Here is a 25,785-nt window from a genome sequence, read left to right as displayed (position 1 = left end):
GCCATCGCCTCCGGGGCCGTACGCGTGTGCGGGCTCAGCCCTCGCCGGCGCCCAGCTTCTCCAGGATCAGTTCCTTGACGCGGGCCGCGTCGGCCTGACCGCGGGTCGCCTTCATGACCGCGCCGACCAGGGCGCCGGCCGCGGCGACCTTGCCGGAGCGGATCTTGTCGGCGACGCCCGGGTTGCCGGCGATGGCCTCGTCGACGGCGGCACCGAGGGCGCCCTCGTCGGAGACGACCTTCAGACCGCGCTTGTCGACGACCTCGTCCGGGGTGCCTTCGCCCGCGAGGACGCCTTCGATGACCTGGCGGGCCAGCTTGTCGTTCAGGTCACCCTTCGCGACCAGCTCGGTGACCCGGGCGACCTGAGCCGGGGTGATGGCCAGTTCGTCGAGCGCCTTGCCGGACTCGTTGGCGCTGCGGGCGAGTTCGCCCATCCACCACTTGCGGGCGGAGGCCGCGTCGGCTCCGGCGTCGATGGTGGCGACGATCAGGTCCAGCGCACCGGCGTTGAGGATCGCCTGCATGTCGAGGGCCGTGATGCCCCACTCGGCGACGAGCCGGTTGCGGCGCACCAGCGGCAGCTCGGGCAGGGACGCCCGGATCTCCTCGACCCACTCGCGCGAGGGGGCCACCGGCACGAGGTCCGGCTCGGGGAAGTACCGGTAGTCCTCGGCCTCCTCCTTCACACGGCCCGAGGTCGTGGACCCGGTGTCCTCGTGGAAGTGCCGGGTCTCCTGGACGATCGTCCCGCCACTGCTCAGGACGGCCGCGTGCCGCTGGATCTCGAAGCGGGCCGCGCGCTCCACGGACCGCAGCGAGTTGACGTTCTTCGTCTCCGAACGGGTGCCGAACTTCTCGGTGCCGTTGGGGCGCAGCGACAGGTTCACGTCGCAGCGCATCTGGCCCATCTCCATGCGGGCCTCGGAGACGCCGAGCGCCTTGATGACCTCGCGCAGCTCACGGACGTAGGCCCGCGCGACCTCGGGAGCCCGCTCGCCCGCGCCCTCGATCGGCTTGGTGACGATCTCGATGAGCGGGATGCCGGCGCGGTTGTAGTCCAGGAGCGAGTGCGAGGCGCCGTGGATACGGCCCGTCGCGCCGCCCACGTGGGTCGACTTGCCGGTGTCCTCCTCCATGTGGGCGCGCTCGATCTCCACACGGAAGGTCTCGCCGTCCTCCAGCTGGACGTCGAGGTAGCCGTTGAAGGCGATCGGCTCGTCGTACTGGGAGGTCTGGAAGTTCTTCGGCATGTCCGGATAGAAGTAGTTCTTCCGGGCGAAGCGGCACCACTCGGCGATCTCGCAGTTCAGCGCGAGACCGATCTTGATCGCGGACTCGACGCCGGTCGCGTTGACGACCGGGAGCGCGCCGGGCAGGCCGAGGCAGACGGGACAGGTCTGCGTGTTGGCGTCCTGACCGAGCTCGGTCGAGCAGCCGCAGAACATCTTGGTCTTGGTGCCGAGTTCGACATGGACCTCGAGGCCCATGACGGGGTCGTACGACGCGAGAGCGTCCTCGTACGACACCAGGTCGGTCGTGGTGGTCACGGTGTAACTTCCCTCTCAGCCCAGCAGGACGTCGTCGTCGCCCAGCCGCTTCAGCTCGCGGTACAGGACGGCGAGGCCGGTGACGACGGCGACCGCGGCCACGGTCGCGTCGATCAGGACCAGCGTGTCGTTCTCGGCGCGCGCCTTCCTGAGCCGCTTGGCGACACCGATGGCGCCGAACGCCGTGGTGGCGATGGACAGATACGTGCCGGACTTGGACTTCTTGAAGTCCTTCGCCTTGGTCAGCTTGCTCACAGCGACGGTGCCTCCTCCAGGAGCGGGTGGCCCCACCTTTCCACGAAGGCGGCCTCGACGGCGGCGCCGACCTTGTAGAGACGGTCGTCCTTCAGGGCCGGGGCGATGATCTGCAGACCGACCGGGAGGTTGTCCTCCGGGGCGAGACCGCACGGCAGCGACATGGCCGAGTTGCCCGCCAGGTTGGTCGGGATGGTGCACAGGTCGGCCAGGTACATCGCCATCGGGTCGTCGGCGCGCTCGCCGATCGGGAAGGCGGTGGTCGGGGTCGTCGGGGAGACGATCACGTCGACCTGCTCGAAGGCCTTCTCGAAGTCCCGCGTGATGAGCGTGCGGACCTTCTGGGCGCTGCCGTAGTACGCGTCGTAGTAGCCGGAGCTCAGCGCGTACGTGCCGAGCATGATCCGGCGCTTGACCTCGGGGCCGAAGCCCGCCTCACGGGTGAGGGAGGTGACCTCCTCGGCGGAATGCGTGCCGTCGTCGCCGGTCCGCAGGCCGTAGCGCAGGCCGTCGAAGCGGGCGAGGTTGGAGGAGCACTCGGAGGGCGCGATGAGGTAGTACGCGGACAGCGCCAGGTCGAAGGACGGGCAGTCCAGCTCGACGATCTCGGCTCCGAGGTCCTTCAACAGCGCCACGGACTCGTCGAAGCGCTGGATGACGCCGGCCTGGTAGCCCTCGCCGCGGAACTGCTTGACGACACCGACGCGCATGCCTTCGACGCTGCCGTTGCGGGCGGCCTCGACGACCGGCGGGACGGGGGCGTCGATCGAGGTCGAGTCCATCGGGTCGTGCCCGGCGATGACCTCGTGGAGGAGGGCCGCGTCCAGGACCGTACGGGCGCAGGGGCCGCCCTGGTCGAGGGAGGACGAGAAGGCGACCATGCCGTAGCGGGAGACCGCCCCGTACGTCGGCTTGACGCCGACCGTGCCGGTGACGGCGGCCGGCTGGCGGATGGAGCCGCCGGTGTCGGTGCCGATGGCGAGGGGCGCCATGTGCGCGGCCAGCGCGGCGGAGGAGCCGCCGCCGGAGCCGCCGGGGATCCGGGTGAGGTCCCAGGGGTTGCCGGTGGGCCCGTAGGCGCTGTTCTCCGTCGACGACCCCATGGCGAACTCGTCCATGTTGGTCTTGCCGAGGATGACGACGTCGGCGGCCTTCAGCCGCTTGGTGAGGGTCGCGTCGTACGGCGGGATCCAGCCCTCGAGGATCTTGGAGCCGACGGTCGTCGGGATGCCCTCGGTGGTGAAGATGTCCTTCAGCGCGAGCGGGACGCCGGCGAGCGGGCCGAGCTTCTCGCCCCTCTCCCGCTTCTCGTCGACGGCGCGGGCCTGCGCGAGCGCGCCCTCGCGGTCGACGTGCAGGAAGGCGTGCACCTTCTCGTCGACGGCTTCGATACGGGCCAGGTGGGCCTCGGCGACCTGGACCGCGGTGAGCTCGCCGGAGGCGATCTTCTCGGCGGTCTCGGCGGCCGTGAGCTTGATGATGTCCGTCATGGCTTCTTAGTCCTCCCCCAGGATCTGCGGCACCTTGAAACGCTGCTGCTCCTGGGCCGGGGCGCCGGAGAGCGCCTGCTCGGGGGTGAGCGACGGACGGACCTCGTCCGCCCGCATGACGTTCGTCAGCGGGAGCGGGTGCGAGGTCGGCGGTACGTCTTGGTCGGCGACCTCACTGACGCGTGCGACCGCGCCGATGATGTCGTCCAGCTGTCCTGCGAAGTGCTCGAGCTCTTCGGGCTTCAGCTCCAGACGCGCCAGCCGTGCGAGGTGGGCGACCTCCTCGCGCGTGATGCCAGGCATGCAGCGATCCTCTGGGGTGAGTGTGTGTGGTTTGGGGCCAATCCTATGGGGCGGCGGCCTCTGGCTGTTAAACGGATTCGCAGGGGGGTGCCGGAATCCGTCGTGGAGCGGCTGCGCATACGTTGTGGCTGGTCGCGCCCCGCGACGGAGCCGCATGTCGATACAGCCCCGGACCCCTGCGGGGCGCTCACTCCGCCGCAGGCAGCGCTGCCCTCGGCCGCTGCCAGCCCCGCGACCCCCGCGCCAGCAGCCACGCCGTCGTCTCCTCCGGTGGCATCGCCGCCGCGACCAGCCAGCCCTGTACGGCGTCGCAGCCCATGTCGCGCAGCCGCTCCCAGGTCTCGTCGTCCTCGACGCCCTCGGCGACGACCAGGAGGCCCAGCGAGTGGGCGAGGTCGACCGTGCAGCGGACGATCTCCGCGTCCTCGGTGTCGACGGCCAGCTTGGCGACGAAGGAGCGGTCGATCTTCAGCTCGCTGACCGGGAGGCGGCGCAGGTGGACCAGGGAGGAGTAGCCGGTGCCGAAGTCGTCCAGGGACATCTTCACGCCGTGCCCGGTCAGCGCGGCCAGGGTGTCCGCGGCCCGGGAGGGGTCCTCCAGCAGGACGTGCTCGGTGATCTCCAGCTGGAGCGCGCCCGCCGGGACGCCGTGCCGGGCGAGACGCGCGGCGACCGAGCCGGCGAAGCCCGGGGTGTGGACGTCCCGCGGGGAGACGTTGACCGCCACCGGGACGTGCAGACCCTGGGCCCGCCACTCGGCGACCTGGGCGAGGGCGGTGTCGAGGACGTACTCGGTGAGGTGGGGCATCAGCCCGGACGACTCGGCGATGGCGATGAACTCGTCCGGCGGCACCTTCCCGCGCTCCGGGTGCACCCAGCGCACCAGCGCCTCCAGGCCGGCGACCTGTCCGTCGAAGCGGACCTTGGGCTGGTAGTGCAGCTGCACCTCGTGGGCGTCCAGGGCCCGGCGCAGATCGCCGAGCAGGCCGAGGCGGTCGGGGGTGTTGGAGTCCCGCTTGGACTCGTAGACCTCCACTCCCGTACGGTCCCGCTTGGCCTGGTACATCGCCACGTCCGCCCGCCGCAGCAGCCCTTCCGCGTCCACGGCGTGGTCGGGGAAGACGGCGACGCCGGCGCTGGCCTCCAGGACGAGGGTGAGCCCGTCGAGGTCGAGCGGGGAGCTGAGGGCGGCGACCAGGTTGCGGGCGACCCGGGTCGCGGAGGTCGTGGAGTCGGCGACCGGCAGTAAGACGGCGAACTCGTCGCCGCCGAGCCGTGCCGCCTCCGCCCCGCGCGGCAGGGCGATCCGCAGCCGGTCGGCGATCTGGAGGAGCAGCCGGTCACCGGCGAGGTGGCCCAGGGTGTCGTTGACCGAGCGGAAGCGGTCGAGGTCGATGAGCATCAGGGCGGACCGGGCGCCGATGCGCTCGGCGTCGTCCAGGGCGGACCAGATGCGCTCCAGGAGCCACTGCCGGTTGGGCAGTCCGGTCAGCGGGTCGCGCAGTTGTTCCTCGGCGCGGGCGCGGGCCATCCACAGGGTGGAGTCGAGCGCGATGAGCGGGATCGCGAACAGCGGGAGCAGCACCGGCTTGGCGGCCGCGACCACGCAGACCAGCGGGGCGATGCCGAGCAGGGCCACCGCGACCAGGCCCTGTCTGACCAGGGCGGTGCGGGCGACGGTCGGCAGACCGGCGTGGCGGGAGGAGTGCAGGTACCAGCCGAGGGCCCGGGTGACCGCGAGATAGCCCACGGCGACCATGATCACCTCGGGGCCGGTGTAGAAGGTCCAGGTGTCGGGGTTCCAGGGGGTCTCGACGGACGGGGACTGGCCGAACACGGCGAGGACCACGGCGCCGGCGGCTATGCCGAGGATGTCCACCGCGCCGTGCAGGATGCCCTGCCGCCAGCGGTGGCGCCGGGCTATGCCGACCAGCAGCACGACGGTGAGGCTGACCATGCCGGCCGGCACCCAGCCGTACAGCAGCAGGACGGCGAGGGTCAGGGCGGCGCCCGATCCGGTGCCGCCCCACCAGCGGGCCCGGCCGAGGGCGACCAGATGGCCGACGATGACACCGGTCAGCACGGCCAGCGACCAGCCGACGGTGCCGGACGGGAAGAGCGCGTGACCGCCGGTGAACGCCCGGTAGAAGCCCGCGCCCAGGACGAATCCGGCCGCCGCGACGACCGCGGTGGGCAGTGCGGGCCAGGACAGATGACGGTCGGGCCCCGGGTCCGGCACACCGGCGGCGCGCTCGGCGGTGCGCTGTGCGGCACCGGGGTGACCGGCCGCGGTGTACTGTCCGGCGGCACGGCGCTCCGCGCCCGGATGCTCCGAAGGCCGCCCGGCCCACCGGCTGGTCCGCCACGCGCCGGTGAGCCGGCGCAGCCGTGAGTCCGGGGCAGCGCTCTCGGTCGGTTCCATTCCCGTCCCTCTCACAGCCGGCGGTGCCCACGCCACGCGGCTTCTTCGCCCGACATAACCCTCGACGGCGCCGCGTTGGAAAAACCCTTCCCCTTGCTCGTCAGGAGCAAGGGAATGCCCCGACCGCAGCTGGGCACGGCAGGCGCACATCTCAACAGTAGGCCGCAGAGGGCTTCCACGGGCAGCGGTCGCCGACGGTTGCCCGAATGCGCCCCGGCCACCCGTATGCATCTGGTATGCGCCGATCGGGTGGCCTTCAACCGCGGCTCCCCGCTACTCCTCCGTGGGAAGCGCCACATCGGCGGCCGCTTCGGGGCCCTGCTCCAGCAGGACGTCGAAGCCGTCCTCGTTCAGAACGGGCACCTTGAGCTGCATCGCCTTGTCGTACTTGGAGCCCGGATTGTCACCTACGACGACGAAAGACGTCTTCTTCGAAACCGAACCGGTCACTTTCGCCCCCCTGGACTGCAGGGCCTCCTTGGCCCCGTCGCGGGTGAAGCGCTCCAGGGTGCCGGTGACGACGACGGTGAGCCCCTCCAGGGGACGCGGACCCTCGTCCTCCCCCGAGCCCTCCTCCTCCATGCGCACGCCCGCGGCCTTCCACTTGCGCAGGATCTCCTGGTGCCAGTCCTCCGCGAACCACTCCTTGAGGGACTTCGCGATGATCGAGCCGACGCCGTCGGTGGCCGCCAGCTCCTCCTCGCCGGCCTGCTCGATGCGGTCGATGGAGCGGAAGTTGCGGGCGAGGGCCTCGGCGGCGACCGGGCCCACATGGCGGATCGACAGACCGGTGAGGACCCGGGCGAGCGGGCGTTCCTTGGCGGCCGCGATGTTCTCCAGCATGGCGACGGCGTTCTTCTTGGGCTCACCCTGCTGGTTGGCGAAGACCGTGACGACCTTCTCCTCGCCGGTCTTCGGGTCCCGCTTGGGCAGACCGCTGTCCTGGTCCAGGACGTACGCCTTGATGGGCAGCAGTTGTTCGATGGTGAGGTCGAACAGGTCGCCCTCGTCGGCCAGCGGCGGGTCCGCGGGCTCCAGCGGCTTGGTGAGCGCCGCCGCGGCGACGTACCCGAAGTGCTCGATGTCCAGCGACTTGCGGCCCGCGAGGTAGAACAGGCGCTCGCGCAGCTGGGCGGGGCAGGTGCGGGCATTCGGGCAGCGCAGGTCGACGTCGCCCTCCTTCATGGGGCGCAGCGCCGTACCGCACTCGGGGCACTCGCTCGGCATCACGAACTCGCGCTCGCTGCCGTCGCGCAGATCGACGACCGGGCCGAGGATCTCGGGGATGACGTCACCGGCCTTGCGCAGCACCACGGTGTCGCCGATCAGGACGCCCTTGAGCTTGACGACGTCCTGGTTGTGCAGGGTGGCGAACTCGACCTCCGAGCCGGCCACCGTCACCGGCTCCACCTGGGCGTACGGCGTGACCCGGCCCGTGCGGCCCACGCCCACGCGGATGTTGATGAGTTTGGTGTTGACCTCCTCGGGCGCGTACTTGTACGCGATCGCCCAGCGCGGGGCGCGGGAGGTCGAGCCGAGGCGGCCCTGGAGGGGGATCTCGTCGAGCTTGACGACCGCCCCGTCGATCTCGTGCTCCACGGAGTGGCGGTTCTCGCCGAAGTAGGCGATGAACTCCCGCACGCCGTCGAGGCCGTCGACCACCCTGTTGTGCTTGGCGGTCGGCAGGCCCCAGGACTTGAGGAGGTCGTAGCCCTGGGACAGGCGGGTCATGCCGTCGAAGCCCTCCAGGGCACCGATGCCGTGCACGACCATGTGAAGGGGGCGGGTGGCGGTGACGCGCGGGTCCTTCTGGCGCAGCGAACCGGCCGCCGCGTTGCGCGGGTTGGCGAAGGGCTTGTCGCCGGCCTCGACCAGACGGGCGTTGAGCTCCTCGAACTTCTCCATCGGGAAGTAGACCTCGCCGCGGATCTCCACGAGGTCGGGGACCTTGTCGCCGGTGAGACGGTCCGGGATCTCGGCGATCGTGCGGACGTTGGGGGTGATGTCCTCGCCGGTGCGGCCGTCGCCGCGGGTCGCCGCGCGGGTGAGGCGGCCGTGCTCGTAGGTGAGGTTGACGGCGAGGCCGTCGACCTTGAGCTCGCACAGCAGGTGGTAGTCGGTGGTGCCGACGTCCTTGGCCACCCGCTCCGCCCAGGCCGCGAGCTCCTCGTCACTGAACGCGTTGTCCAGGGAGAGCATGCGGGAGCGGTGCTGGACGGAGGTGAACTCGGTCTCGTAGGCCCCCGCGACCTTCTGGGTCGGCGAGTCCGGAGTCCGCAGCTCGGGGTACTCCTCCTCCAGCGCCTCCAGGGAGCGCAGGAGCTTGTCGAAGTCGGCGTCGCTGATGACCGGCGCGTCGTTCACGTAGTACCGGAAGCGGTGCTCCTCGATCTGCTCAGCGAGCTGCGCGTGCTTCTCCCGTGCCTCCGAGGGCACCGTCGTCTCCGCTTGCCTGTCGCCGGCCACCGTGTTGTCCTCCCGTTACTCTGGGTTGTCCGCGAGGGATCTCGCCGCCTGGACGCAGTGGGCGAGGGCCTTGCGCGCGTACTCCGGGGAGGCCCCGGCGAGTCCGCACGACGGGGTGATCGTGACCGCCTCCGCGAGCAGTCCCGGATGCAGCCCCAGCCTGCGCCACAGCGTCCTGACACCCATGACGCTACCGGCAGGGTCTGACAATGCCGCGTCCGTGCCCGGCACGACACCGGCGAAGAGCCTCGTCCCCCCTTCCACCGCCTCACCGATCGCGTCGTCGTCACGCTCGGTGAGGAGCGCGAAGTCGAAGGAGACCGCCGCCGCGCCCGCTCTCCGCAGCAGGGCGAAGGGGACGTCCGGTGCGCACGAGTGGACCACGACGGGGCCGCCCCCGTGAACCCCGACGACGTCGCGCAGTCCGGCCTCGACGACCTGCCGGTCCACGGCCCGGTGGGTCCGGTACCCGCTGGCGGACCGCACCTGCCCCCGCAGCACGGCGATGAGGGAGGGCTCGTCGAGCTGGAGCACGATCTGCGCGCCGGGGATCCGCTTGCGGACCTCCTCCAGGTGCAGCCGCAGCCCCTCGGCGAGCGAGGCGGTGAGGTCCCGGCACGCTCCGGGGTCGGAGAGGGCGACCTCGCCGTTCCGCAGCTCCAGTGCGGCGGCGAGCGTCCACGGCCCGACGGCCTGCACCTTCAGCTGCCCCTCGTACCCCTGGGTGAACTCCTCCAGCGCGTCGAGGTCCTCCCCCAGCCAGGACCGCGCCCGCTTGGTGTCGCGTCCCGGCCGGTCCCCGATCCGCCACCCGCTGGGCTCCACGCGCGCGTACAGCTCGACGAGCATTCCGGCGGTACGGCCGATCATGTCGGCGCCGGGGCCGCGGGCGGGCAGCTCGGGCAGGAAGGGGAAGTCCTCGAAGGAGCCGGTGGCGGTCCTGGCGGCCTCCCGGGCGTCGCCGCCGGGGAGGGAGCCGATGCCGGTGGCGGGGGCGAAGCGGATGTCTGCGGTCACACGGGAAGCCTACGTAGGCGACCGGGTGGTTCTCGCCCCCGCCCGCGGAGGTCAGCGGCCCGGGCGGACCGTCAGGTCGTTGATCTCCGCGTCGCGCGGGAGGTCGATCGCCGTCAGGATCGCCGTGGCGACCGACTCGGGGTCGATCCACCGCGCGGGGTCGTACTCCTTGCCCTCCTGCTGGTGGACCTTCGCCTGCATGGGGCTGGCGGTGCGGCCGGGGTAGACCGAGGTGACCCGGACGCCGTTGCCGTGCTCCTCGTGGCGCAGGGAGTCCGCCAGGGCCTTCAGGCCGTGCTTGGAGGCCGCGTACGCGGACCAGTCGGCGTGGGCGGTGAGGCCCGCGCCCGAGTTCACGAAGACCACATGGCCCCGGGCCGCCCGGAGTTGGGGCAGGAAGTGGCGGGTCAGCTCGGCCGGGGCGATCAGGTTGACGTTCAGCTGGTGACGCCAGGACTTCGGGGTCAGGTCGCCGACCGGGCCGAGGTCGACCACGCCCGCGACGTGCAGCAGGGAGTCGACCCGGTCGGGGAGCGTCTGGTGCGAGAAGGCCCAGCTCAGCTTGTCGGGGTCGGCCAGGTCCCCGACCAGGGTCCGCGCGCCGGGGAACTGCGCCGCCAGCTCCTTCGCGCGGCCCGCGTCACGCGCGTGCAGCACGAGTTCGTCCCCGCGCGCGTGCAGTCGCCGGGCCACCGCCGCGCCGATGCCGGAGCCCGCTCCGGTGATCACATGTGTAGCCATGCCGCCATGCTCGCACCACGGCGTCACCGGGTGCCGAGCGACTCCTCCAGGTACGCCATCGCCCCCACCGGCTCCTCCGCGAAGAACACCAGGTCGGTGAGCGGGCGGGGCAGGAAGCCCTCGTCCTCCATGCGCCGGAACTGCTCCTTCAGTCCGTCGTAGAAACCCGCCGTGTTGAGCAGCACGACCGGCTTCTCGGTGTGCCCGTGCTTCTTCAGCTCCAGGATCTCGGTCGCCTCGTCGAGGGTGCCGGTGCCGCCCACCATGATCACCACGGCGTCGGCCTTCTCCAGGAGCAGCCTCTTGCGTTCGGCGAGGTCCTTCGTGATCACCATCTCGTCCACGCCCGGACGGACCTTGGCGGACAGGAACTCCACGGAGACCCCGGCGAGCCGACCGCCCGCCTCCTGCACCCCGTCCGCGACGACCTTCATCAGGCCCACGTCCGAACCGCCCCACACCAGGGTGTGCCCGCCCTTGCCCAGCAGTTCCGCGAACTCCCGCGCGGGGCGCGTGTAACGGTCGTCGAGGTCGGCGGCGGAGAGGAAGACGCAGATTCGCATGAGGTCACCGTACGCGGGAAGAACCGGGGGCCCGCGAGCGCTGTGCCGGTATGGCCGAAGGACACACGATCACCATCGAGCAATCCGACCAGCACGTACGCGTGGTGCACGGCGACCAGGTCCTCGCGGACAGCGAACGTCCCCTCGTGCTGCGCGAGACGGGCTGTCCCCCGCGGTACTACCTCCCCGCCGAGGACGTACGGCTCGACCTGCTGACCCCCTCCGACACCCACACCTACTGCCCGTTCAAGGGCACCGCGTCCTACTGGTCTCTGCCGGACGCGCCCGACCTGGTGTGGTCGTATCCCGAACCGAAGCCCGCCGTCGCCGAGATCAAGGACCACCTCTGTTTCTACGAGGTCGACGTGTCCTGACCGATGACTCGCGCCGGGTGCGGCAGTCTCCTCAGGCATGGACAAGAAGACCCTCTCGCGCGACGGCACACCGATCGCGTACGCACGCACCGGGCAGGGCCCGGCGGTCATCCTGGTCAGCGGCGCGATGTCCACGGGCGGCACGGTCGCGCCCCTGGCCGTGCCGCTGTCCGAGCGGTTCGACGTCCTCGTGTACGACCGCCGCGGTCGCGGCCAGAGCGGGGACAGGGCCCCCTACGCGGTGACCCGTGAGGTCGAGGACCTCGCCGCGCTCGTCGAGGCGGCGGGCGGCGAGGCGTGCCTGTGCGGGATCTCCTCCGGCGGCGCGCTGGTCCTGGAGGCCGCGGCGAGCGGGCTGCCGGTGCGCAGGGCCGCCGTGTACGAGACGCCGTACGCGGACTTCCTGGAGGGCGGCGCGCAGCGGAACGCCGAGTACACCGAGAACCTCACCGCGGCCCTCGCCGAGGGCCGGACCGGGGACGCCGTGGAGCTGTTCCTGCGGCTCACCGGCATGGGCGAGGAGATGATCCGGGGCGCCCGCCAGTCCCCCATGTGGCCCGGCATGGAGGCGGTCGCCCCGACGCTCGCCTACGACAACGCGGTCATGGCCGGAGGTCTGGTCCCCCGGGACCGGCTGGCGTCGGTCACCGTGCCGGTGCTGGCCGTCGCGGGCGGAGCGAGCCCCGAGTGGATGCGCGAGGCCACCAGGACGGTCGCGGAAACGGTCCCGAAGGGCACGTACCGCGTCCTGGAGGGCCAGACCCACATGGTCGACCCGACGGCCCTGGCACCGGTCCTGGCGGAGTTCTTCGCGGGGTGAGACGCGCGGGCACGGGGGCACACGTGTGGACGGCCACCGGGGACACGCGGGGGCCGTGGGCACCGCGGCATGCCCCGCCAGGCGCACGGGCAGCTGCCGGTGCCGACGCGAGGGTCTCCGGGCGACCGCACCTGCGCGTGCGCCCGGCAGCCTGAACCCCACCACGCACTTACGGCGCCCTTGTCCGTGTGCCAGGCACACGCGCGTGCCGGTGCCCCGTGGCAGCCGCCGACACGCGCCCGGGGGACCGTCAGGCCACGCCCGCCGTCGCCCGTACCGTGGTCGCGATCGTCGCCGAGCCGACCACGCGGGTGTCGTCGTAGAGGACGATCGCCTGGCCCGGGGCCACCCCGCGGACGGGCTCCGCGAACGACACGCGCAGCTCCCCGTCCACCAGCTCCGCCGTCACCTCGGTCTCGCCGCCGTGGGCGCGGAGCTGGGCGGTGTAGGTGCCGGGGCCGACCGGGGCCGCGCCGCACCAGCGGGGCCTGATCGCGCTCAGGGCGGTCACGTCGAGGGCGGCGGCCGGGCCGACCGTCACCGTGTTGTTCACCGGGGAGATGTCGAGGACGTAGCGCGGCTTGCCGTCGGCGGCCGGGGTGCCGATCCGCAGCCCCTTGCGCTGGCCGATGGTGAAGCCGTACGCGCCCTCGTGGGTGCCGAGCTTCGCGCCCGACTCGTCGACGATGTCACCCTCCGCCTTGCCCAACCGATTCGCCAGGAAGCCCTGGGTGTCGCCGTCGGCGATGAAGCAGATGTCGTGCGAGTCGGGCTTCTTGGCGACCGCGAGGCCCCTGCGCTCGGCCTCGGCGCGGATCTCGTCCTTGGTGGTGACGGTGTCGCCGAGCGGGAACAGCGCGTGCGCCAGCTGCTTCTCGTCCAGCACACCGAGGACGTACGACTGGTCCTTCGCCATGTCGGAGGCGCGGTGCAGCTCGCGGGAGCCGTCCGCGAGGGTGACGACCTTCGCGTAGTGACCCGTGCACACGGCGTCGAAGCCCAGCGCCAGCGCCTTGTCGAGCAGCGCGGCGAACTTGATCTTCTCGTTGCAGCGCAGGCAGGGGTTGGGGGTGCGGCCGGCCTCGTACTCGGCGACGAAGTCCTCGACGACGTCCTCGCGGAAGCGGTCGGCGAGGTCCCAGACGTAGAACGGGATCCCGATCACGTCGGCGGCGCGGCGGGCGTCGCGGGAGTCCTCGATGGTGCAACAGCCACGCGCGCCCGTGCGGAACGATTGAGGGTTCGCGGAGAGCGCGAGGTGGACGCCGGTCACGTCGTGGCCGGCTTCGGCGGCACGGGCGGCGGCGACGGCGGAGTCCACGCCTCCGGACATGGCGGCGAGAACGCGAAGGGGGCGCTGCGTGGTGTCAGTCATAACCCTTCAAGAGTACGGGGACGCGGGAACCGGGGCCGCCGGGTATCCGTTGACGACGACGTGGGGGCGACAGAGGGTTCCAGGGACACCGACCGGCGCATCGGCCGGCGGGCGCTGATCGTCGGCGGGACGGCGGCCGCCGTGGGCTCCGTCGTGCTCGCCCGTGACGAGCTGGCGCGGCTGTGGTGGCGGGCGCCGGGAGTGGAGAAACCGCGGGTCGAGGGCGCGGTCGACTTCGGCGGCGCCCAGTGGGTGGCGGCCTCCGACGCCAACTGGCGGCGCGCGGACCGGCCCGACGACTACGGCATAGACATGGTGGTCATCCATGTCACCCAGGGGAGTTTCGCCAGCGCGGTGAAGGTGTTCCAGGACCCGGGGCACGGGGCGGCCGCCCACTACGTGGTCCGCAAGGACGGCCACATCACCCAGATGATCCGCGAGCTGGACGTGGCGTACCACGCGGGCAACCGCTCCTACAACGAACGCAGTGTGGGCATCGAGCACGAGGGATTCGTCGACCGGCCCGAGGACTTCACCGACGAGATGTACGCGGCCTCGGCTCGGCTCACGGCCCGGATCTGCGCGCGCTACGGCATACCCGTCGACCGCGAGCACGTCATCGGCCATGTGGAGGTGCCGGGCACGGACCACACCGACCCGGGCGAACACTGGGACTGGGACCGGTACATGAAGCTGGTCCGGCAGGCGCGCACTGCCTCCGCGTAGTCGCGGACACCCGGTGGGCGACGCTAGAGGAGGGCGGCGGCCAGCAGCGCCAGGGCCGGCGGCGCTCCCTGGCCGAGGGCACCGCGCCACAGCCGGGGGAACGAGGCGGCGAAGGCGAGCGCGGAGGCGATGAGACACGCGCACAGGTAGAGGATCAGGGTGCGGCCCGCGGTGGGTTCACCGGCGTGCAGCGCGACGATTCCGGCGACCAGGCCGAGCCCGAGGAGCAGGTTGTAGACGGCGACTCCCGAACGCCACAGGGCGACTTCGGGGGCGTCGGCGGCAGACGTCGTCAGGAAGACCCGGACGGCCGTGCGGTCGTAGAAGAAGCGTTCGAGCGTGCCGACCACGAGGTGGGTCAGGGCCGCGAGCAGGGCGAGGACCTGGGATACGAGGTTCACGCCCGGAGTGTCCTGCGTCCGGGCCGTTACGTCAGCCCCGCCGCGCGGGCCCGTTCCACCGCCGGGCCGATGGCCTTCGCGACCGCCTCGACGTCCGCCTCGGTGGAGGTGTGGCCGAGGGAGAAGCGCAGGGTGCCGCGAGCCAGTTCGGGGTCGGTGCCGGTGGCCAGCAGGACATGGCTGGGCTGGGCGACGCCCGCGGTGCAGGCGGATCCGGTGGAGCACTCGATGCCCTGCGCGTCCAGGAGGAGGAGCAGGGAGTCGCCCTCGCAGCCGGGGAAGGTGAAGTGGGCGTTGGCCGGGAGGCGGCCGCCCGGTGCCGGGTCGCCGCCGAGGATCGCGTCCGGGACGGCCGTACGGACCGCCTCGACCAGACTGTCGCGCAGGGTGCCGATCTCCGTGGCGAACCACTCGCGCTGTTCGGCGGCGAGGCGGCCGGCCACCGCGAAGGAGGCGATGGCGGGCACGTCGAGGGTGCCGGAGCGGACGTGGCGCTCCTGGCCGCCGCCGTGCAGCACGGGGACGGGGGTCCACTCACGGCCGAGGACGAGCGCGCCGATGCCGTACGGGCCGCCGATCTTGTGGCCCGAGACCGTCATGGCGGCGAGGCCGGAGGCGGCGAAGTCGACGGGCACCTGCCCGAAGGCCTGCACCGCGTCGGCGTGCAACGGGACGCCGAACTCGGCGGCGACGGCGGCGAGTTCGCGGACCGGCAGGATGGTGCCGATCTCGTTGTTGGCCCACATGACCGTGGCCAGGGCGACATCGGCGGGGTTCTGGGCGATGGCCTCGCGCAGGGCGTCGGGGTGGACCCGGCCGTGCCTGTCGACGGGGAGGTACTCGACGGTGGCGCCCTCGTGCTCGCCGAGCCAGTGGACGGCGTCGAGGACGGCGTGGTGCTCGACGGGACTGGCCAGGACCCGCGTCCTCGCGGGGTCCGCGTCGCGCCGGGACCAGTACAGGCCCTTCACGGCGAGGTTGTCGGCCTCCGTGCCGCCGGAGGTGAAGACGATCTCGCTGGGCCGGGCGCCGAGCGCCTCCGCGAGGGTCTCGCGTGCTTCCTCGACCGTACGGCGGGCCACGCGGCCGGAGGCGTGGAGGGAGGAGGCGTTGCCGGTGGCGCCGAGGTGCGCGGTGAGTGCCTCGACCGCCTCGGGGAGCATCGGGGTGGTCGCGGCGTGGTCGAGGTATGCCATGGTGACGCCGATTCTACGGGTCACGGGTGAGCGGCCTCAGGCCAGGACCGGCCGGTGCCGGCGCCCTCAGAAGCTCCAGGACGGCGTGCTGTCCAGCTGCATGAAGGCCACCAGGACCAGCAGGTCGGCCACTCCGAGGCCGAGGCCCAGGTAGGCACGGCCGCGGCGGGCGGTGCCGCGCCACAGGGCCACGGAGGCCAGCACGATGGCGATCGGGCCGAGGAAGACGTTGAGGACGAGCAGGCCGACGAGGCCGAGGATGAAGGAGGCCACGGCCATGCCGTCGGCGTCACGGGCGCCGGTTCGCTGGGTGGCCTGCGCGGTGAGCTGCATGGTGATCAGTGCTCCTGGGGACGGCGGGGCGTGGGTCAGTGGGCCGAGGTGCGGCGGCGGGCGTGGCGCTCGCGGAGCGCGAAGATGCCCAGCCAGACGGCGATCACGACGGCGGCGACTGCGGTGAAGGTGAACGGCGCGTGGGCGACGGTGCCCAGGACGACGCCGAGCAGCATGAGTGCGGCGACGAGGAACAGCATGGGACGGATCCCCCTCCGATTCGGCTGTCGCGGTGTGAGTCGTTACGTTTGGGTGAACAGTTGTGGTTACAGTTGTTCACTGACTTCAGAGTCTAGCGTGTCCTACGGCTTTCCAATTACGGAGAACAGTTGTTAACTGGATGACATGAGTCACACCCTCGGTATTCGGCAGGCACAGAAGCAGAAGACCCGGCAGGCGCTCCTGGACGCGGCGTTGGCCCTGCTGGAGGAGCAGAGCCTGAGCAGCCTGGGCCTGCGCGAGGTCACGCGTGCCGTCGGCGTCGCGCCGACCGCCTTCTACCGGCACTTCCGCTCCATCGCGGATCTCGGTGTGGCCCTGGTCGAGGAGGCGTTGGGCAGCCTGCACCCGATGATTCGGACGACGGTGTCCACGGCCGACGACCACGGTCAACGCATCAAGCGCGCCATCGAGTTGATCGCCGGTCATGTCAACGCGTACCCCGCACACGTCCGGTTTATCGCCCGGGAACGACATGGCGGAGTTCAGCCGGTCAGAGAAGCCATCCGGGATCAACTGGCCCGTTTCGGGCAGGAGGTGAAGGACGAACTGGCCAAGGACCCGGTGTCCGGGGGCTGGAGCGACGACGACCTGCTGATGCTGGCCAACCTCTACGTCGACCAGATGCTCATCACGGCCTCCCTCTTCCTGGAGGCCCTGGAGGCGTCCCCGGAAGAACGGGAACGCGTCTGCCAGGTGGCGGAGCGTCAGATGCGGCTGATCAGCATCGGCCGCGAACACTGGCTGGATTAGGGCCCCGCACGGCATGGGCAACGCACAGGGGCGGCACCCCCGTTCACCGGGAGTCCGCCCCTGCCGTACGACGTCCTGCGCGGGTCAGCTCTTCGTCGCCGCCGCGCTCGGGGCACCGCTGGGCGCACCGCTCGGGGCCGCGCCGCCCGGGCCACCGCAGCCGCCCATCCCGCCGCCGGGGCCGCCTTGGCCGCCGCCGGGACCGCCGCTCGGCATGCCGGAGGGGTTGCCGCTGGGCGCGCCCGACGGCCGCGCGCTCGCGCCCCCGGTGGGGGCACCCGAGGGGGCGCCGCTGGGCCTGCCGGAAGGGATGCCGGTGGGGGCCTGACAGTTCTGCTGCCCCGAGGTGCCGCTGTTCGAGCTCGACGACGAGTCGCCCGAGCCGCAGGCCGCCAGGGCGAGGGGCGAGAGCGCCAGCAGGGCCACGGCGGGGAGGAGACGCACACGCTTCATGAGAGACAGCTCCAGGGAGGATGAGGAAGTCCTGAGACCGGGACTCTCGCAACGCCTCCTGAGCCTTCCTTGGGCCCGGCCTGTCCCCCACCTGTGCGGCAGGCAAAGCGCAACCAAAGCCCTCCGGGAACTCAGCCCAGCCGCACCCGCGCCAGCTGCCTCGACTGGGCGACCAGTCGGTCCGCGGTGTCCCAGACCTCGGCGTCCTCCTCCAGGAAGCCGCCGGCGAGGTTGCGGGTGGTGACGGAGACGCGGAGGGGGCCCGGGGCCGGGCGGCACCGTACGTGCACGGTGAGTTCGACCGTCGGGACCCAGCCCTTGAGGCCGATCTCGAAGGCCGTGGGCGGGAGCGCGTCCACCGCGAGGAGCAGCGAGAAGGGGTCGGCGTCGCGGCCGTCGGCGAGCCCGAACCAGGAGCGCATCTCGCCCTTGCCGGACGGCGCGCCGAGCGCCCAGCCCAGCGTCGAGGGGTCCAGCTTGAGCATCAGCCGCTCGGTGATGGCCGAGCTGCCGTCGACGGGGGCCGGGCCGTCCTCGGGGCCGAAGCACTGGTCCATCGGCGGGAAGAGCGGCGGCTTCGCCGTCGTACGGATGTCGTCGGGAAGGGTGTCGAGGTCGCCGTAGGAGGCGAGGACGCGGATGCGCTCGACCTCGTCGCCCTGGTCGTCGTACTGGAAGAGCGAGGCCTGGCCGGTGGAGAGGGTGCGGCCGGTGCGGACCACGTGCGTGCGGATCACCGCCGGGCCGGGCTGGGACGCGGTCAGGTAGTGCGCGGAGATGGTGAACGGGTCGGCGTGCGGCAGAGCGTCCGCGAGGGCGCGGCCCAGGACGGCCAGGAGGTAGCCGCCGTTGACGGCGTTGATGATCGTCCAGCCGGCCGAGAGGTCGATGTCGTAGACGCCGGGCCCGCGGCGGACGACCGCGGTGTCCCGGTCGAACTCGCTGTCACCGATCGTGGCGCGGGTGGCGGAGGCTGCTTCTGGCATGCCTGAACGGTACAACAGCTAACTACTAAGCGGTAGCTTTCTCCCCTCTCGCCTTGATCATCCCAGGTGAGACGCGGGCAATTCTTCGGTAAGTGTCCGTACTCGTCCGTAAACCCCGCCTCCGGCGAGCCCCTCTACAGGGACATGAGCCTCACCGGGACCGCGTTCCTCTACACGCTGATCGTGCTGTCCGTCGTCGCCGTCGTGCTGCCGCTGGCCCTGTGGTCGCGGCTGCGGGGACCCCGGATCGCCCGCGCCGTCGCCCGCGTGGTGATGGTGCTGTTCGCCCAGGGCACGGCCGTCGCCCTCGTCTTCGTGCTGGTCAACAACCAGAACAACCTGTACGACAACTGGGCCGACCTGCTCGGCACCGGCAACCACGTCCAGCAGGCCGCGAACCTGGGCGCCGACGGCACCGGCGGGATCTCGCTGAAGCGGCTGCCCAGGGTGCGCCAGCACTTCACCGACGCCTCCGGACCCGGGATGAAGGGCGTCCGGGTCACCCAGCTCAAGGGCCGGGTCTCGGGGGTGAACGCCGAGGTCTACGTCTGGCTGCCCCCGCAGTACGGCCGGCCCGCCTACCGGCACCACAGGTTCCCCGTGGTGGAGCTGCTGTCGGGGTATCCGGGCTCGGCGAAGGCCTGGTTCGGGTCGCTGCACGCGGTCGCCCAGCTCCGGCCGCTGATGCGCGACGGCAGGGTGGCGCCGTTCATCCTGGTCGCCCCGCGCATGAACCTGCTGGCCGGGGTCGACACCGGATGCGCCAACATCACCGGCACCGTCAACGCCGACACCTGGCTCAGTGTGGACGTGCCGAAGATGGTCACGGACAACTTCCGCGCCCGGTCCGGGCCGGCGGGCTGGGCGGTGGCCGGGTACTCGGCGGGCGGGCACTGCGCGACGAAGCTCGCCGTCGCGCACCCCGACCGCTACCGGGCCGCGGTCAGCATGTCCGGCTACAACGACCCGATCGGCGAACGCAACTCGCTGGCCGCCGAGACCCCCGCCCTGCGCCGCGCGAACAACCCCTACCTGCTGCTGCGCGACGCCCGCACCCCGCCCGCGATCGCGCTCTACCAGTCCGGTCAGCCCGGCGACGGCTACGAGGCGGCCATGGGCCTCGAACAGGTCGCGAAGGCGCCGACCACCGTGCACGTGGTCTACGTCCCGAAGAGCGCCGGCGGCCACAACATGGCGCTGTGGAAGCCGCAGGTGGTGCCCGCCTTCCACTGGCTGACCGAGGAGATGGGGCTGCTGCACGGCAGGGCGGGCGCTACTCCTCACGCACGGTCGACCGGCGGTTCCACGCCCGCGGAGCTCGCCAGTGGAACCGCATCGCGAGCAGGCGCAGTACGAAGGCCGTGAGGGCCGCGAGCCCGCTGGTGAACGGGGTGAGGGCGTCGTAGCGGATGCACAGGACGACCAGGGTGGCGCCGACGATCGCCGGGACCGCGTACAGGTCGCGGTCCCAGCGCAGCAGGGACGGCACCTCGTTGGCGAGGACGTCCCTGAGCACACCGCCGCCGACGGCGGTGGCGAGTCCGAGGGTGGCGGACTGGGTGAGGCCGAGCCCGTACTCGTACGCCTTGGTGGTGCCGGCGACGCAGAACAGACCGAGACCGGCCGCGTCGAAGACGTTCACGCCGACCTGGATGCGCTCCACGTGCGGGTGCAGGAAGAAGACCAGGAGGGCGGCGAGCAGCGGGGTGATGAAGTAGCCCAGGTCCGTGAAGGCGGCGGGCGGTACCGCGCCGATGATCAGGTCCCGGAACAGTCCTCCGCCCAGCGCGGTGACCTCGGCGAGGACGGCGATGCCGAAGACGTCGAAGTTCTTGCGGACGGCCAGCAGCGCGCCGGAGATGGCGAACACGAAGATGCCGACGAGGTCGAGCGTGTGCTGGACGGAGGGAGTGAACAGTTGCTGGAGCACACCGCATTGTCGCGCACGGCCTGTTGCGGGATGCGCCGAGCGGGAGGGCGACGGACTGCTCCGCGCTCTCCCGCTCGGGTGGTGCAGGACCGGTCCTGCTCGTCATGCCCTACTTGTCGGCCGGGTCCTCACGGTCGGCTTCCGGTTCCGTGGTCGCCTCGCCGGTCTTCAGCGGTGCCGCGGGAGCGGTCCGCGCGCCCGGGCCCGTCTTCGCGGCCGTGGCCTCGACGTCCGCCGCGGCCTCGACCTCCGGCTGCTCGGCCGTGTCGGCCGCTTCCCCGGCGGCCTCGGCGTCGGGCTCCCGGCCGGCCCTCTCCTCCGCGGCGACGGCCGCGACCGCCGCCGACGTCTCCGCCGACTCCGCGAGCACCTCCTCGGCGACCAGCGACGCCGCCTCCTTGGCGACCGACAGGAGCACGGTGTCCTGCGGGGCCTGGTCCTCGAAGTTCTCGGGGTGGTGGCAGGCCACGCGCTGGCCGGGACGCAGCTCGACCAGCTGCGGCTCGGTGGTCCTGCAGACCTCCGTGGCCTTCCAGCACCGCGTGTGGAAGCGGCAGCCGGAGGGCGGGGAGATCGGGGACGGGACGTCGCCGCGCAGCAGGATCCGCTCGGACTTGGCGCCCCGGCGCTTGGGGTCGGGCACCGGGACCGCCGACATCAGGGCCTTGGTGTACGGGTGCATCGGCGCCTCGTACAGCGAGGTGCGGTCGGCGAGTTCGACGATCTTGCCGAGGTACATCACCGCGATGCGGTCCGAGACGTGCCGTACGACGGACAGGTCGTGCGCGATGATCACGTACGTGAGGCCGAGCTCCTCCTGGAGGTCGTCCATCAGGTTCACGACCTGCGCCTGGATCGACACGTCGAGGGCCGAGACCGGCTCGTCCGCCACCACCAGCTTGGGCTTCAGGGCCAGTGCGCGCGCGATGCCGATGCGCTGGCGCTGGCCGCCGGAGAACTCGTGCGGGTAGCGGTTGTAGTGCTCGGGGCTCAGGCCCACCAGCTCCAGGAGGCGCTGGACCTCCTTCTTCACCCCGCCCTCGGGCTCCACGCCCTGGAGGCGGAAGGGTGCCGAGACGATGCCGCCGATGGTGTGGCGGGGGTTCAGGGAGCCGTACGGGTCCTGGAAGATCATCTGGATGTCCCGCCGCAGCGGGCGCATCCCGGCCGCGTTCAGCCGGGTGATGTCCTGGCCCTCGAAGTGGATCGAACCGCCGGTCGGCTCCTGGAGGCGGGTGATGACCCGTCCCATCGTCGACTTGCCGCAGCCCGACTCGCCGACCACGCCGAGGGTCTCGCCCTTGCGCACCTCGAAGTCGATGCCGTCGACCGCCTTGACCGCGCCGACCTGGCGCTGGAGGACGCCCTTGCGGATCGGGAAGTGCTTCTGCAGGCCCTCGACCTTGAGCAGCACCTCGCGCTCGCCGGGGACGGCCGTCACGTCCGCGTCCTTCTTCGTCTCACTCACAGCTTCGGCGCAATCTCTTCGGTCCAGATCCGTGTGCGGTCCTCCTGCGAGAGGTGGCACGCGGAGAAGTGTCCGGCGCCGACCTGCTGGAGCTCCGGGCGCACGGTACGGGTGACATTGCCCTTGGGGATGTCCGCGTACGGGCAGCGGGGGTGGAAGGCGCAGCCCGAGGGGACGTTGATGAGGCTCGGCGGCTGGCCCTTGACGGGGATGAGCCGCTCGGAGGTCTCGCGGTCGATGCGCGGCATCGAGCCCAGCAGGCCCCAGGTGTAGGGGTGCTGCGGGCGCTCGAAGACGTCGTCGACGCTGCCGCGCTCCACGCACCGGCCGCCGTACATCACGAGGACGTCGTCGGCGATCTCGGCGACCACGCCCAGGTCGTGGGTGATGAGGACGACCGCGGAGCCGAACTCCTTCTGCAGGTCCCGGATCAGGTCGAGGATCTGCGCCTGGACGGTGACGTCCAGGGCGGTCGTCGGCTCGTCCGCGATGAGCAGTTCGGGGTTGTTGACCAGCGCCATGGCGATCATCGCGCGCTGGCGCATACCGCCGGAGAACTCGTGCGGGTAGCCGTCCACGCGCTTGTCGGGCTCGGGGATGCCGACCCGGTCGAGCATCTCGATCGCCCGCTTGCGCGCGACCTTCTTGTTGACGTCGTGGTGGACCCGGTACGCCTCCACGATCTGGTTGCCGATCGTGTAGTACGGGTGCATCGCGGACAGCGGGTCCTGGAAGATCATCGCCATCTCACGGCCGCGCAGCCGGCGCACCTCGTCCGGGTCGGCGGAGACCAGCTCCTTGCCGCCCAGCCAGATCTCGCCGGACATCTGCACGTTCTTGCCGCGCGCGCCGAGCCGGTGCAGGCCCATGATCGCCAGCGAGGTGACGGACTTTCCGGAGCCGGACTCTCCGACGATGCAGAGGGTCTTGCCCTTCTCCACCTCGAAGCTGAGGCCGTCGACGGACTTGACCAGGCCGTCGTCGGTCGGGAAGTGCACCTTGAGGTCGCGGACCGCGAGGAAGGCGTCGGGAGCGTTGCCGGGGGCGGGCTCGCCCAGCGCGGCACCGGTCTTGGACAGTTCGGTCACGAGAGCCTCACCCGCGGGTCGGCGGCGGCGTACAACAGGTCCACCAGGAGATTTGCGACTACGACGAAGATGGCGGCCAGCAGGGTGACGCCGAGGATCGGGGGCAGGTCGTTGTCGGTGATGCCCTGGACCGCGTACTGGCCGATGCCGGGCAGCGAGAACACGGTCTCGGTGATCACGGCACCGCCGAGGAGCAGACCCAGGTCCATGCCGAACACGGTGATGATCGGCGTCAGTGCGGCCCTGAGGCCGTGCCGGCCGACCACGTTGCGCTCGCGCAGGCCCTTGGCGCGGGCCGTGCGGATGAAGTCCTCGTTCATCGTCTCCAGCATGCCCGAACGGGTCAGCCGGGCGTAGATGGCGGAGTACAGCAGAGCGAGCGAGCACCAGGCCGGGAAGAGCGTGTTGGCCCACTGGGCCGGGTTCTCCGTGAACGGCACATAGGTGCGGCCGAAGATCGGCCACTGGTAGGTGAAGAGCAGCAGCGCCAGGTTGCCCGTGAAGAACATGGGCAGCGAGACACCGGCGAGTGCGACGCCCATGAAGCTGCGGTCGAAGAAGCTGCCGGGCTTGAGCGCGGAGATCACACCGATCACGACACCGGAGACCAGCCACAGCACGGCGGCACCGAGGGCAAGGGACGCGGTCACCGGGATGCGCGAGGTGAGCTGCGGCCAGACCGCCTCGTGGGTCTTGAAGGAGTAGCCGAAGCACGGCGCGTCGCAGTGCGCGGTCGTGGGACCCAGGTTGTAGGTGGCCCCGGACACGACACCCTTGATGAAGTGCCAGTACTGCAGGTACAGCGGGTCGTCCAGACCCAGGTTCTGCTTGACCGCGAGGATGTCGGCCTTCGACGGGCTCTTGCCCAGGTACTGCTGCGCGAGCTGGTCGGCGGTCTGGCCGGCCATCCGTGGCAGCAGGAAGAAGATCGCGAAGGTGACCGCGGTGACGACCAACAGCAGGATCACTGCCGCGAACGTCCGACGGAGGATGTACGAGATCACGGGGACCGGCGCTGGTGCCCGTGGGCCGCGAAGCCCACGGGCACCAATGCCTTCACCTGCCTTCCGGGGCTACTTCTTGGTCGTGCCGATGTTGAGGTAGTCGTACTGACCGCTGAAGGCCGCCGTGGACACCAGGTTGGTGAAGCCGGCCGGGCGGTACAGCAGGACCTTGAAGTAGGTCAGCGGGACCAGCGCCGACAGGTCCATCGCACGCTTGTCGATCTGGGCGTACAGGGCGTTGCGCGCCGAGTCGTCCTCGGTGGCGATGGCCTTCTCCAGCATCTCGTTGATCTGCTTGTCGTTCAGGTACGAGAGGTTGGTGTTGCCGGACGCACCGATCGCGTCACCGTGCAGGATCTGCTGCAGGAAGCCGTAGCCGGAGGGCCAGTCGGCACCCCACTGCATCATGTGCAGACCGATGTTCTGCTTCTTGTCGAAGGTCGGCACACCGGCGTAGTCGGTGAAGTACTTGCCCGACGGGTACTGCTTCAGGCTGGCGTTGATGCCGACCTTCTTCAGCGAGGCGATGATCGCGGTGGCCGCGTCGATCTCCTGAGGACGGTCGCTGCGGGCCGAGATGTTGGTGTTGATGCTCGACTTGCCGCAGGCCTTCAGCTGCTCCTTGGCCTTGGCCGCGTCGCCCTTGTTGCCGGTGGTCGCGTAGACGTCCGCCTTCTCGTAGCCCGGGATGTCCGGCGGCAGGACGGTGGTGGCGATGTCACCGCGGATCGGGCCGCCCTCGGCGGTCTGCACGGAGACCTTGTCGATGGCGTACTGGACGGCCTTGCGGCACTCGACCTTGTCGAACGGCGCGACCTGGGTGTTGATCGCCATGTAGACCAGGCGGCCACCGTAGGTGTTGTCCGTGTTCGACTTCAGGTTGGCGTCGTTGACGACCTTGGCCTGGGTCGCGGCCTGGACACCGGTACCACCGAGGTCGATCGCGTCGCCGGCCTGGACGTCCTGGTCGATCGTCTCGGCGTTGACCTTCAGCTTGACGACGATCTTGTCCGGGTACTGCTTGCGCAGCGGGTCGGTCTTCGCGTCCCAGTTCTCGTTGCGCACGAGGACGGCCTGCTGGCCCTCCTTGTAGCTCTGGAACTTGTAGGAGCCCGAGGAGACGATGCTCTTGACGTAGTCGACGCCGGTGTCCTTGGCCTGCGGGACCGGAGCCGTCTGCGGCGTGGCGACCAGGTAGTCGAACTCCTGGAAGGCGCGGTTGAGCTTGAAGACGATCGTGTTGTCGTCCGGCGTCTCGATGGACTTCAGGCCCTCGGCGCTCTTGTCCTTGTAGGGGCCCTTGTACTTGTCGCCGCCCTGGAGGAACTGCTGGAAGTAGTTCGGGCCGAGGGAGAGCACGTCACGCGCGAAGTTCGAGCGCTCGACGGCGTACTTGACGTCCTTCGAGGTGATCGGCGTGCCGTCCTGGTACTTCAGGCCGGAACGGATCTTGTACGTCCACGTCTTGCCGCCGTCGCTGGGCTGGCCGGCGCTCTCGGCGAGGTCCGGGACCAGCTTGTTGCCCTCCTCGCCCGGACCGGGCGCGAAGGTCATCAGCGGGCGGGCGTAGAGCCGGCTGAGGTTGTACATGTAGGCGTAGTACGTGTTGCCGGGGTCGAAGGAGTCCGGGACGTCGGAGTACTCGTACGTGACCGTCCCACCCTTCTGGGTGGAGGCGTTGACGACACCCTTGGTCGCTGCGTTGGCCCCAGCCGACTTGTTTTCGTCTCCACCGTTGTCATCGGCCTTGCTGCAAGCCGAGAGCAACAGGCTCGCACTGCCGATGGCCGCCACTGCGGCCAGCGCTGACCTTCGCATGATGGTCTGCTTCCCCTTCAATTGTCGGAAATCTT

Annotated in this window: 26 protein-coding genes; 5 read left to right on the top strand and 21 right to left on the bottom strand. The window is 70.9% G+C overall.

Annotated features, from left to right (window positions below; all coding sequences use genetic code 11):
- Positions 1-34: 34 nt before the first annotated feature.
- The 9 genes from gatB to M2163_RS33415 all read right to left on the bottom strand — a co-directional run bounded on the left by gatB (position 35) and on the right by M2163_RS33415 (position 10,806).
- Complete coding sequence (gatB, locus tag M2163_RS33455; RefSeq protein WP_280849161.1) at positions 35-1,549, bottom strand: Asp-tRNA(Asn)/Glu-tRNA(Gln) amidotransferase subunit GatB; 1,515 nt, start codon at positions 1,547-1,549, stop codon at positions 35-37.
- 15 nt (positions 1,550-1,564) lie between these two features.
- A complete protein-coding gene (locus M2163_RS33450; protein ID WP_123763248.1) occupies positions 1,565-1,804 on the bottom strand; it encodes a hypothetical protein in 240 nt (79 codons plus the stop codon).
- The gene (gene gatA / locus M2163_RS33445) at positions 1,801-3,294 is read right to left on the bottom strand and encodes an Asp-tRNA(Asn)/Glu-tRNA(Gln) amidotransferase subunit GatA (RefSeq protein WP_280849162.1); all 1,494 of its coding nucleotides are present in this window, start codon (positions 3,292-3,294) and stop codon (positions 1,801-1,803) included. Before gatA ends, M2163_RS33450 begins: the two co-directional genes overlap by 4 nt.
- Positions 3,295-3,300: 6 nt before the next feature.
- The gene (gene gatC, locus M2163_RS33440) at positions 3,301-3,597 is read right to left on the bottom strand and encodes an Asp-tRNA(Asn)/Glu-tRNA(Gln) amidotransferase subunit GatC (RefSeq protein ID WP_007384860.1); all 297 of its coding nucleotides are present in this window, start codon (positions 3,595-3,597) and stop codon (positions 3,301-3,303) included.
- Between the two features lie 187 nt (positions 3,598-3,784).
- Positions 3,785-6,019 (bottom strand): bifunctional diguanylate cyclase/phosphodiesterase, encoded by a 2,235-nt coding sequence (locus tag M2163_RS33435; protein ID WP_280849163.1) that lies wholly within the window; start codon positions 6,017-6,019, stop codon positions 3,785-3,787.
- 273 nt (positions 6,020-6,292) lie between these two features.
- Complete coding sequence (gene ligA, locus M2163_RS33430; RefSeq protein WP_280895815.1) at positions 6,293-8,485, bottom strand: NAD-dependent DNA ligase LigA; 2,193 nt, start codon at positions 8,483-8,485, stop codon at positions 6,293-6,295.
- Between the two features lie 15 nt (positions 8,486-8,500).
- A complete protein-coding gene (locus M2163_RS33425; RefSeq protein WP_280895814.1) occupies positions 8,501-9,502 on the bottom strand; it encodes a methionine synthase in 1,002 nt (333 codons plus the stop codon).
- Positions 9,503-9,553: 51 nt separating this feature from the next.
- Positions 9,554-10,243 carry an SDR family oxidoreductase gene (locus M2163_RS33420; protein WP_280849166.1) on the bottom strand — a complete coding sequence of 230 codons (690 nt, stop codon included), beginning with the start codon at positions 10,241-10,243 and terminating at the stop codon, positions 9,554-9,556.
- Between the two features lie 23 nt (positions 10,244-10,266).
- Positions 10,267-10,806, bottom strand: a complete 540-nt coding sequence (locus tag M2163_RS33415) for a TIGR00730 family Rossman fold protein (protein ID WP_280895813.1) — start codon at positions 10,804-10,806, stop codon at positions 10,267-10,269.
- A gap of 50 nt (positions 10,807-10,856) precedes the next feature.
- Here M2163_RS33415 and M2163_RS33410 point away from each other — a divergent pair, with 50 nt between their 5' ends.
- Together M2163_RS33410 and M2163_RS33405 are read left to right on the top strand one after the other, a co-directional pair.
- Positions 10,857-11,180 carry a DUF427 domain-containing protein gene (locus tag M2163_RS33410; protein ID WP_280849168.1) on the top strand — a complete coding sequence of 108 codons (324 nt, stop codon included), beginning with the start codon at positions 10,857-10,859 and terminating at the stop codon, positions 11,178-11,180.
- Between the two features lie 37 nt (positions 11,181-11,217).
- Positions 11,218-12,000: an alpha/beta hydrolase gene (locus tag M2163_RS33405; protein ID WP_280895812.1), complete on the top strand. Its 783-nt coding sequence runs from the start codon at positions 11,218-11,220 to the stop codon at positions 11,998-12,000.
- 250 nt (positions 12,001-12,250) lie between these two features.
- Here M2163_RS33405 and mnmA read toward each other — a convergent pair whose 3' ends face one another.
- Positions 12,251-13,375 (bottom strand): tRNA 2-thiouridine(34) synthase MnmA, encoded by a 1,125-nt coding sequence (gene mnmA, locus M2163_RS33400; RefSeq protein WP_280895811.1) that lies wholly within the window; start codon positions 13,373-13,375, stop codon positions 12,251-12,253.
- A 60-nt stretch (positions 13,376-13,435) separates the two neighbouring features.
- Here mnmA and M2163_RS33395 point away from each other — a divergent pair, with 60 nt between their 5' ends.
- Positions 13,436-14,101 (top strand): peptidoglycan recognition family protein, encoded by a 666-nt coding sequence (locus M2163_RS33395; protein WP_280849171.1) that lies wholly within the window; start codon positions 13,436-13,438, stop codon positions 14,099-14,101.
- 23 nt (positions 14,102-14,124) lie between these two features.
- Here the strand turns inward: M2163_RS33395 and M2163_RS33390 are convergent, their stop codons facing one another.
- The 4 genes from M2163_RS33390 to M2163_RS33375 all read right to left on the bottom strand — a co-directional run bounded on the left by M2163_RS33390 (position 14,125) and on the right by M2163_RS33375 (position 16,231).
- Positions 14,125-14,502, bottom strand: a complete 378-nt coding sequence (locus M2163_RS33390; protein WP_280895810.1) for a DUF1304 family protein — start codon at positions 14,500-14,502, stop codon at positions 14,125-14,127.
- 26 nt (positions 14,503-14,528) lie between these two features.
- Entirely contained in the window at positions 14,529-15,698 is a 1,170-nt protein-coding gene (locus M2163_RS33385; RefSeq protein ID WP_280895809.1) for a cysteine desulfurase family protein, read from the bottom strand.
- Between the two features lie 66 nt (positions 15,699-15,764).
- Positions 15,765-16,031: a DUF4190 domain-containing protein gene (locus tag M2163_RS33380; protein WP_125189472.1), complete on the bottom strand. Its 267-nt coding sequence runs from the start codon at positions 16,029-16,031 to the stop codon at positions 15,765-15,767.
- Between the two features lie 35 nt (positions 16,032-16,066).
- Positions 16,067-16,231, bottom strand: a complete 165-nt coding sequence (locus M2163_RS33375) for a hypothetical protein (RefSeq protein WP_280849174.1) — start codon at positions 16,229-16,231, stop codon at positions 16,067-16,069.
- A gap of 145 nt (positions 16,232-16,376) precedes the next feature.
- On the opposite strand from M2163_RS33375, the gene M2163_RS33370 reads away from it, so the two are divergent.
- Positions 16,377-17,003, top strand: a complete 627-nt coding sequence (locus M2163_RS33370; protein ID WP_280849175.1) for a TetR family transcriptional regulator — start codon at positions 16,377-16,379, stop codon at positions 17,001-17,003.
- 84 nt (positions 17,004-17,087) lie between these two features.
- Here M2163_RS33370 and M2163_RS33365 read toward each other — a convergent pair whose 3' ends face one another.
- Positions 17,088-17,456 carry a hypothetical protein gene (locus M2163_RS33365; protein ID WP_280895808.1) on the bottom strand — a complete coding sequence of 123 codons (369 nt, stop codon included), beginning with the start codon at positions 17,454-17,456 and terminating at the stop codon, positions 17,088-17,090.
- A gap of 131 nt (positions 17,457-17,587) precedes the next feature.
- On the bottom strand, positions 17,588-18,442 hold the full coding sequence (locus M2163_RS33360; protein WP_280849177.1) for a thioesterase family protein: 855 nt from the start codon (positions 18,440-18,442) through the stop codon (positions 17,588-17,590).
- 144 nt (positions 18,443-18,586) lie between these two features.
- On the opposite strand from M2163_RS33360, the gene M2163_RS33355 reads away from it, so the two are divergent.
- Positions 18,587-19,807: an alpha/beta hydrolase-fold protein gene (locus M2163_RS33355; RefSeq protein WP_280895807.1), complete on the top strand. Its 1,221-nt coding sequence runs from the start codon at positions 18,587-18,589 to the stop codon at positions 19,805-19,807.
- On the opposite strand, the gene M2163_RS33350 is transcribed toward M2163_RS33355, so the two are convergent.
- The 5 genes from M2163_RS33350 to M2163_RS33330 all read right to left on the bottom strand — a co-directional run bounded on the left by M2163_RS33350 (position 19,716) and on the right by M2163_RS33330 (position 25,750).
- Positions 19,716-20,372: a trimeric intracellular cation channel family protein gene (locus M2163_RS33350; protein WP_280849179.1), complete on the bottom strand. Its 657-nt coding sequence runs from the start codon at positions 20,370-20,372 to the stop codon at positions 19,716-19,718. The two genes, M2163_RS33355 and M2163_RS33350, sit on opposite strands and share 92 nt — an antisense overlap.
- A gap of 109 nt (positions 20,373-20,481) precedes the next feature.
- Complete coding sequence (locus tag M2163_RS33345; protein ID WP_280895806.1) at positions 20,482-21,840, bottom strand: dipeptide ABC transporter ATP-binding protein; 1,359 nt, start codon at positions 21,838-21,840, stop codon at positions 20,482-20,484.
- Positions 21,837-22,928 (bottom strand): ABC transporter ATP-binding protein, encoded by a 1,092-nt coding sequence (locus M2163_RS33340; RefSeq protein WP_280849181.1) that lies wholly within the window; start codon positions 22,926-22,928, stop codon positions 21,837-21,839. The genes M2163_RS33345 and M2163_RS33340 overlap by 4 nt, the downstream gene beginning before the upstream one ends.
- Entirely contained in the window at positions 22,925-23,932 is a 1,008-nt protein-coding gene (locus M2163_RS33335) for an ABC transporter permease (protein WP_020139913.1), read from the bottom strand. Before M2163_RS33335 ends, M2163_RS33340 begins: the two co-directional genes overlap by 4 nt.
- A gap of 69 nt (positions 23,933-24,001) precedes the next feature.
- Positions 24,002-25,750 (bottom strand): ABC transporter substrate-binding protein, encoded by a 1,749-nt coding sequence (locus M2163_RS33330; RefSeq protein WP_280849182.1) that lies wholly within the window; start codon positions 25,748-25,750, stop codon positions 24,002-24,004.
- Between the last annotated feature and the right edge of the window lie 35 nt (positions 25,751-25,785).

It is taken from the genome of Streptomyces sp. SAI-135 (assembly GCF_029893805.1).
Taxonomy (GTDB): Bacteria; Actinomycetota; Actinomycetes; order Streptomycetales; family Streptomycetaceae; genus Streptomyces.
This window is presented reverse-complemented; position numbering and strand designations above follow the sequence as displayed.